Raw genomic sequence first — 7,792 nt, forward strand, 5'->3', positions numbered from 1 at the left:
CCAGCCCATCGCAACCAACCCGGGCAGGCCCGCACTACCCCGCTCCATTCCCTCACCACGTCCACCGATCCGGCCCAACCGCACACGCCCGCGGTCAGGCGGTCCACGCTGGGGGGGGGGGGAGTAGCCCGGTAGCCTGTAAGGCTCATAACCTGAGGGTCACAGGTTCGAATCCTGTCCCCGCAACGAACGTCGCCAAACCACAACACCGCCACACAGCCCGCCGAGCCAACCGCTCCGCGGGCTGTATGCCGTGCGCAGGTGCTCAGCAGGCATCCCGAAGGGAACCGGCAAAGCCGGCACCCGATGTCGCGACAGTCGGGCGGCTGGGTTCGCAGCCGCGATGCCGCCGTTCAAAAGCACCGGGCCTTTCGTCGCCGGGCACACACGCTCCGCCGCCGCGTGCGACGGGCCTGGAACCGGGTGCACGTGCGCGCGTCGACGGAAATCAAGTCTGAGCTGAAGCCCAAGCCCTGGGGCGCGCATCTCGCGTTCAAAGCCGATCCCGGACGCACGATCGATCCGCCTTGACGGGCTGCCCGCTGAGCTGCGATTTGCGGCCGCCCAGGCCCGGACGCTTCCGGCGCCTCCGGGCGGCGCGGCGATCGCGCAGCATCGGCGATGTCGTCGGTTCGCGGCCGCCATCGACCGGATGGGGCGAGAACCGGATGAACCATCACGGCCCGCTCCGCGCAGTCGGGAATACCGGTCGGCGCTGAGACGCACGGCTTGGTTGAGGAGACCACGCTCTTGGTCGAAGCAAAGGAGCGCGGGCCGGACGAGGTGGATAGCGGCCGCGACGGTGCCGTCGCGGCGATCGCGCGGCGCCTCGACGGCCTGCCGCTCACCCGGCTCCACTGGGCGATCCTCGCCGTCAGCACGCTCGGCGTGTTCACCGACATCGCCGAGATCGCCCTGAGCAACGCGCTGGCGGCGATCTTCCTCGCCCCGCCCCCAATCTGCCGCGGAGCAGCCTGTCCCTGCTGCTGGCCTCCGTGTTCGCCGGCGGAGCGGTGGGCGCGCCGGTCTTCGGACTGCTGGGCGACCGCCTCGGACGCAGGCGCGCGCTCCAGGCCTCCCTGGCACTGATGACGATCGGCTCGCTCGCCGCCGCGCTCAGCACCGGCCTCACGGCGCTCACGCTCGCCCGCGCGGTGTCGGGCTTCGCGATCGGTGGCTTTCCGCCCCTGGTCGCGACCTACCTCGCCGAGGTGATGCCGCCCCGGCGGCGCGGCGCGATGCTGATGGTCTGCGCTGGGATCGGCTTTTTCGGCGGTTCGGCCGTCATCCTGATGGTCCAGATCCTGGCGCCGGCCGTGCCGCTCGGGATCGCGGCGTGGCGCTGGGCGCTGATCCTCGGGGCGGGGCTGGCGGCGATCGCGGCCGCGCTGTTCGCGCTCCTGCCGGAATCGCCGCGCTGGCTCGCCTCGGTCGGGCGCGCGGTCGAGGCGGGGGAAGCCTGCCGGCGGTTCGAGGACTTGGCACGCGCCCGGCCGGCCGGGCTGCCCGAGGAACTGCCGCCGCGGGTGGCGCCCGTCCCTGAAGCGCGCCCCGGGGAATCGTCCGCGATGCGCCGGACCGCCCTGTTCATCGCCCTCTACGCGCTGGCGCCCTGGGCGACCCTGGGCTTCCCGCTGCTGAGCACCGTCGTGCTCCTGGAGAAGGGGTTTCGGGTCGAGCAATCCCTGGTTTTCGCCGCCCTGTCGTTGCTCGGGCCGCCGCTGGGGACGCTGCTCACGGCCCTGGTGGTCGACCGGCTGGAGCGGCGCGGCTGCCTCGCGGCGCTCGCCGGGACGATGGCGGCCCTGGGCACGGCCTTCGCGGCGAGCACCGGGTTCGTCACCCTGGTCCTGCTCGGTATCGGGTTCAACACGGCTGCCGCGACCTACGGGGCGATCCTGTCAATCTACGCGACCGAACTGTTGCCGACGCGGCGGCGGGCCTCGATCCTGACCTGCGCCTGGGCGGGCGGGCGAATCGCCGCGGCGCTGGCGCCCTTCGTCCTGTTGCCTGCGCTCGCGGCCTATGGACCGCACGGGATGTTCGCCGTCATCACGGCCGTTCTCGTGGCCAGCGGCGCGCTCCTGCTCGGCGGCCCCCGGGGCCTGTCGGGGAAGCCCGTCGCGCAGAACGTCTGAGCGCCCGTCGAACGGGGGTGGGCTCAAGCCCTTTGGACACCTGGGATTCCGGTTCGAACGGGCATGGCAAACGGGCCGTTCTCGTTCGCGACCAAAACGGCCGCTCTCCATTGTCAGGCTTACACCATCCGGATGATAACGTCGCCGAGACGCCCGGCCTGTTGCCGGCGGCGACGGGAGTCTCATGCGTGTCCAGCCCGGCCGTCGTTCCGAGCCTCGTCGAGACGACCCATCACGTCGAGCCCGAACGCGCCTTCGAGTTCTGGCGCTGTACGGCGCTCTCTCGCTTCGGCGACATCGCGCGCCCGCGGCCCAACGAGCGGTTCTCGGCCAAGCGCCTCACGGTCGCCGGGGCGGACTGGCTGCTGACCCATACGATCAGCAGCCCGATCGGGGTGACGATCAGGCCTCGCCACGTCGATCGCAGCGGCCGCGACATGGTGGTGATCGGCCTCGCCGTCGACGGGATCGGGTATCAGGAGCAGTGCGGCAGCGGCGCGCAGCTTCAGGCCGGCGACATCGGCTTCCTGTCGCGCGCCCTGCCGATGGTGGCCGGAACCCAGAGCGACTACGAGGAGATCCGGCTCGCCCTGCCGCGGGAGACGTTCGAGGCCCGGATCGGCCGCGTCGAGGCCCTCGCGGGCCGCAGCATCCGCGCGCAGGCCGGAAGCGCCGCGTTCGGGGCGCGCCTGCGCGCCGTGGCCTCCGCGGTCGCCTGGATGTCGGAGGGGGAGGCCGAGACCGCGATCGACGGAGCGTTGCACCTCCTCGGGAACCTCGTCGGCGGCCCGGCGGGCGGAGGCGAGGCGGTGGTCTCGCTGGCGGCGGTCGAGTCCCTGGCCCGCGCCCATATCGCGCGGCGGCTCCACGATCCGAAACTCAGCCCCGGCGAGATCCACGCCGTGCTGGGGGTCTCGCGGTCGAGCCTCTATCGGGCCTTCGGGGCGTCCGGCGGCATCGAGGCGGCGATCCGCGACATCCGCCTCGATCTCGCCCGGCGGCGGCTGGAGGCGCCCCGGGACGACCGGATGAAGATCGCCACGATCGCGTATGCCTGCGGCTTCACCGACATCCCGGCGTTCAACCGCGGGTTCCGCAAGCGCTTCGGCCTGTCGCCGCGCGACCTCCGGGCCGCGCGCGCCTGACCCGCGCACGGACCCGCCCTCATGTCAGATGGATGGCGAGGCCGATGATCAGCGCCGTCTCCGCGGTGTTGTGCGTGCGCCGCGGGTCGCCGCCGAACTTGTTGTGCCAGTACTGGAAGCCCACGAACGCACCGACCCGGTTGGGCGCACCGTTCACCACCTGCCCGACATCCAGGACGAGGTTGGTCTGCGAGGCGAATTCCAGCTGTGTCGGGTTCTGGTTGAGGTTGCCGTAGCGCCCCTTGGGCAGCACGATGATGTTGAAGCCGGCGCGCGCGAGCGGCAGCCCGGTGAAGGGCCGCGGGATCGTGTCGGTCAACTCGCAGTCCGGCGTCATCTTGAACTCGACGCTCCGGAAGTGTGAAGAGTCGAAGCCCGGGATCGCGCCCTCCCGCGGCGGCGCTACGGTCCGCATACCGCCCGCCGGGGCGTTCGACCGTGATGCCCGGCTCCGCTGACAGGCCCTGGAACCGGTAGCTGACCACGGTGTCGGAGACGCTGAGGAACGGGGGCGGCGGGGCTGTCGGCTCGGCCCGGGCCGCGCCGCAGATCTGAAGCAGCGGCCCGGCCGCGCGGAGCGGGCCCATCCGGGTACCAGACGGAAGCATCGCGCACACCTCGATGGACCTGCGCGGCACCGTGGAGGCCGCGCGGCCCGTCAGACCAGTTTCCAGAAGACGAGGATCAGGACCGCGTAGGCGGCGATCAGCAGCGCGGCGCCCTGCCGATCGACGGAGGCGCGCCGCTCCGGATCCGGCGAGAGCCACCAGCCGAGCCGCTCGGCGGTCCGCGGGACCAACTGCGCGGTCAGGAACACGCTGAACACGTTGCCGATGAACAGCGCGATGGGGAAATCCAGCTTCAGGGTGTGGGTGAGGAGCGGCGTGCCGACCAGCAATCCCCACAGGAACACGGTCGGATAGAGCGTGAGGATGACGATCATGTTCATCTTCCACCACGCGGGGGCCGAGGCCCCGGCCGGCGCGACGTCCCGGAACCACTGCTCGAAGCCGCTCTGCACCGTGCGGGTGTGGAATTCCGCGGTCAGCGGGGCCGCCTCCGCGACCAGGGCCTGCCGCTCGGGCGAGTCCATCCAGGCGTGCAGGTTCGCCTCGCAGTCGAAGCGCAGGATCGCGACGAAATCCTCCTGCACCCCCGGCACCGCCGGCTCGAACCGATAGCCCTGGAGGCCGGGCGCCCTGGATTGCGCCGCCGCAACCTTCTGCTCCCAGACGCGATAGGCCGCCTCCATGCCGGGCTTCACCCGGGTGCTGATCACCGCGCAGGCCGGGGCGGTGCGGGCCGCGCTGGCATCGTCCTGGACGATGTGGACGTCGTCCCGGCCCACGAGCATCGCGGCCGCGCCCTCGATGCGGGCCCGCCGCGCCGGGGAGCCGAGCCACGCCTTGGCCTGCTCCAGGCTGCCGAAGCGCTGGAGGATCACCCAGTCGACCTGAAGCGGCGGGTGCGGGGGGAGCAGGCGCTGCTCGATGAAGCCCGGAAAGGTCGCCACGACGGCGCTGGTCTCGGCCTGCCACCGGGCGAAGGCGTCCGCGCTCTCGGGACGGACGGTCGTCTGCGTCACGATGCTGACGGATGTCGGGGACGCAGTCATGCTCTTGCCGTCCATTCCCACAGGTGTCGCGCGATGCGGTGACGTCTCCGCCGTGTCGGGCCGGGTGTCCCACGGGCCCGCGTCTGAGGGCGATGCAGGTCCGGGCATCCGGCGGGATGCCCCGTCAGCCCGGAGGGAGCCTGTCGCGCTCCCTCACCAGCCTCAGGGCGTCGACCCGCGTCGCGGGCACGCGCTCACGAGGCCGATCCGCCGGCCAGACCCTCGAAGTAATCGAAGAACACGCGGTCCGGATCGTACCGGTCGCGCAGGGCGCAGAGTTTCCGCCACTTCTCGGGCGTGAACGCCTGCGGCACGATCTCCGGGCGCGCGACCATATCGGACTCGCCGATATAGGAGCCGATGTTGAACGGATGCAGCGCCTGCGTGAGCGCCCGATGCCACTCGGCGTTGGCCTGATCGGCCCCCGCATCCCGCCACATCGTCCAGGGGCCGCCATAGACCTTGGAGGTCATGGACCGCGCCATGTCCCGCTGCGGTTCCGGGACGTTCGGGCCGCAGAAGATCGCCAGCAGGAACACGCTGGTGTCCGAGGGCGCCTTCGGCCACAGGTCCAGGACGGCCTGCACGAGATCCCCGGGGCTGTGATTGGAATAGGCCGCCTCGACCCGGGACCGGACCGCCTCCGGAAACAGGGCTCCGGACGCATCGAAGAGCTGCTCGAAATCGAGCGGCGCCGCGGTCGAGCGCGACAGGGGCGCGACGGGAGCCCGCTCCAGCGGCTGCAGGGCGCGCCGGGCCGCCTCCGGCGTATCCTCGAAGGCGGTCGCGGTCACCAGACAGACCCAGCCGGTCTGCGCGGCGGCGGCGTCCCGCAGGGCCGGCGGCGCCTTGACCAGGTACAGGCTCAGCTCGACGCTCGACGCGATCAGGGGCGCCGTCTCGCCGAGCCAGGCGCCGACCCGCGGCGCATCCTCCAGCCGATAGTAGGCCTCGACCCCGTGAATCGCCCTCGGCAGCGGATGGAGATCGAGATGATACTTGGTCACGATCCCGAAGAAGCCCGACCCCGCGCCGCGCGCAGCCCAGAAATAGTCCGGGTTCTCGGTCGCGCTCGCGGTGATTAGTTCGCCCGCGGCGGTGACGAGTTCGAGGGCGGCCACGCTGTCGGCGCCGTGACCCCAGACCGTCGGGTTCCACGCCATGCCGCCGCCGAGGAGATAGCCACTCACCTTCACCTGCGGGCAATGTCCGGTCGGATAGGCGAGCCCCAGGGGGTTCAGGATCTTCTGGATGTCGCGGTTGCTGAGGATCGGCTGGATCACCGCCCTGCGGTTCTCGGCGTCGATGGCGAGCACCTTCGTGAAATCCTGAAGGTCAATCAGGAGGCCGCCGGTGCGCAGCGTGGGCTGGCACCAATTGTGGCCGCCCCCGCGCACGACCACCTTCAGGCCGTTCGCGCGGGCGAACGTCACCGCCGCGATGACGTCGTCCTCGTCCGCCGCCCGCACGACGAGCTGCGGCGCCCGGTCCGGGATCAGCCTGTTCCACAGGTTGCCGTGGATCGCGTCGGAGAATCCGGCCTCGTGCGCGGTGGTGACCGTGCCGCGAACGGCGCGCCTCAAGTCGTCCAGGTTCATGATCCGGCCCAGCGCCAGCGAGGAACCCGCTCGGACCGGCCGTCCGCGCGGGCATGCTACATCGGTCCGACGATCGGTCTGCCTCAGTAGGGCACGCGGTCCGCCTTCTGGGCGTACTTCTTCCAGACCGCGACGGCCTCTTCGCGCATGATCTGCTGGCTCGGGATCGAGCGATCGCCGACATCCTTCTTGAGTTCGCTGTAGATCATGCTGTCGTCGAAACCGCCGTATTCCAGCGCGTCCTCGACCTGCGCGGCGTAGTAGATCCGCTTGATCCCGGCCCAGTAGGCGGCCGCCATGCACATCGGGCACGGCTCGGCGCTGGTGTAGAGCGTCGCGTCCCGGAGCTTGAAGCTGCCCTGCGCCTTGCAGGCCTTGCGGATGGCCTCGATCTCGCCGTGCCACGTCGGATCGTTCTCGGCGACGACGCGGTTGGCGCCCTCGGCGATGATCTCGCCGTCCTGAACGATCACGCAGCCGAACACCCCGCCGGCGCTGTCGATCAGCGATGTCTTCTCGGACAGGGCGATCGCACGGGCCATGAAGTCTTCGTGTTTCTCAGTCATTGAAGTCCCTACCTGACGTCCTGCTGTCGATGACGCGTATCGTTTCACGCGGCCCGTGAACGGTTCGCCCCGTCGCCGCGTGTGCTGGCGGCCGATAATCTGCTTCTGCGGCGATGACACGGATCCGGTCGGTATTGATCGATCTCTTGCCCGTTGGAACGCGACGCGGCAGGCCATGCCGTGTGGGCGGACGCCGCTTCACGTCAGTCGAGAGGCGGCCGGCAGACCGGATCTCCTCGCCATCGATGCCGCATCACGCGCCCGGTCGCTCCTGCGGCCTTCACCCTCCGCACGCGTGATACGCTCGCCAGACGAGTAGGCATCGCCGCCGCGTCATCGTCAATGCGCCTCTCTCTTTGCAAGTAATTTTCGTGTAAATAGTTATATATAGATCTATGTACGCAATGCTTATGATCTAAACGTTGGATAAATTTGACAAATACATCGGATATAGATAGATATAAGTCGTGAATATGCTGGAGCGTTGCGCAAGAATCCTATGATCGGTACGTGGCGACAAGAAAAAGATGTGCCTCCTCGGCGCCCGCTCGGCGGAGGGTCGGTACCGTGAAGGGCCGGCCGCGATGCCCGATCGCCTGGACCTTGCCGGATCGGTGACGATGTCACCCAGGGCAGCGCAACCTCGGCGGGCGTGGCGCCGACTGGATTGCTTCGCTTGCGCTCGCAAGGACGGTGAGCGGATGAAATGCCCACCAAGCCCTTGATGGTC

7 protein-coding genes are annotated in these 7,792 nt (G+C 69.9%); 3 read left to right on the top strand and 4 right to left on the bottom strand.

Annotation, left to right across the window (positions count from 1 at the left end; all coding sequences use genetic code 11):
- The first annotated feature begins 750 nt into the window (after nt 1-750).
- The 3 genes from MKK75_RS06230 (at nt 751) to MKK75_RS36020 (ending at nt 3,283) form a co-directional block, all read left to right on the top strand.
- Nucleotides 751-1,089, top strand: a complete 339-nt coding sequence (locus MKK75_RS06230; protein ID WP_244041749.1) for a hypothetical protein — start codon at nt 751-753, stop codon at nt 1,087-1,089.
- Nucleotides 1,014-2,138, top strand: a complete 1,125-nt coding sequence (locus tag MKK75_RS06235) for an MFS transporter (RefSeq protein WP_244041750.1) — start codon at nt 1,014-1,016, stop codon at nt 2,136-2,138. Before MKK75_RS06230 ends, MKK75_RS06235 begins: the two co-directional genes overlap by 76 nt.
- Nucleotides 2,139-2,326: 188 nt before the next feature.
- The gene (locus MKK75_RS36020) at nt 2,327-3,283 is read left to right on the top strand and encodes a helix-turn-helix domain-containing protein (protein WP_244041751.1); all 957 of its coding nucleotides are present in this window, start codon (nt 2,327-2,329) and stop codon (nt 3,281-3,283) included.
- Nucleotides 3,284-3,302: 19 nt separating this feature from the next.
- Here the strand turns inward: MKK75_RS36020 and MKK75_RS06245 are convergent, their stop codons facing one another.
- From MKK75_RS06245 to MKK75_RS06260, 4 genes are all read right to left on the bottom strand, one after another.
- The gene (locus MKK75_RS06245; RefSeq protein ID WP_244041752.1) at nt 3,303-3,698 is read right to left on the bottom strand and encodes a hypothetical protein; all 396 of its coding nucleotides are present in this window, start codon (nt 3,696-3,698) and stop codon (nt 3,303-3,305) included.
- 243 nt (nt 3,699-3,941) lie between these two features.
- Nucleotides 3,942-4,898: an antibiotic biosynthesis monooxygenase gene (locus MKK75_RS06250; protein WP_244041753.1), complete on the bottom strand. Its 957-nt coding sequence runs from the start codon at nt 4,896-4,898 to the stop codon at nt 3,942-3,944.
- Between the two features lie 194 nt (nt 4,899-5,092).
- On the bottom strand, nt 5,093-6,496 hold the full coding sequence (locus MKK75_RS06255; protein WP_244041754.1) for an FAD-binding oxidoreductase: 1,404 nt from the start codon (nt 6,494-6,496) through the stop codon (nt 5,093-5,095).
- 83 nt (nt 6,497-6,579) lie between these two features.
- Entirely contained in the window at nt 6,580-7,062 is a 483-nt protein-coding gene (locus MKK75_RS06260; protein ID WP_279593634.1) for a nucleoside deaminase, read from the bottom strand.
- Nucleotides 7,063-7,792: the final 730 nt, after the last annotated feature.

It is taken from the genome of Methylobacterium sp. J-030 (assembly GCF_022829545.1).
Lineage (GTDB): Bacteria > Pseudomonadota > Alphaproteobacteria > Rhizobiales > Beijerinckiaceae > Methylobacterium.

Excerpts from the sequence above, each read along its gene's own strand:
- MKK75_RS06255 (WP_244041754.1), bottom strand. The coding sequence starts at position 6,496 with ATGAACCTGGACGACTTGAGGCGCGCCGTTCGCGGCACGGTCACCACC.
- MKK75_RS06245 (WP_244041752.1), bottom strand. The coding sequence starts at position 3,698 with ATGCGGACCGTAGCGCCGCCGCGGGAGGGCGCGATCCCGGGCTTCGAC.
- MKK75_RS06250 (WP_244041753.1), bottom strand. The coding sequence starts at position 4,898 with ATGACTGCGTCCCCGACATCCGTCAGCATCGTGACGCAGACGACCGTC.
- MKK75_RS06260 (WP_279593634.1), bottom strand. The coding sequence starts at position 7,062 with ATGACTGAGAAACACGAAGACTTCATGGCCCGTGCGATCGCCCTGTCC.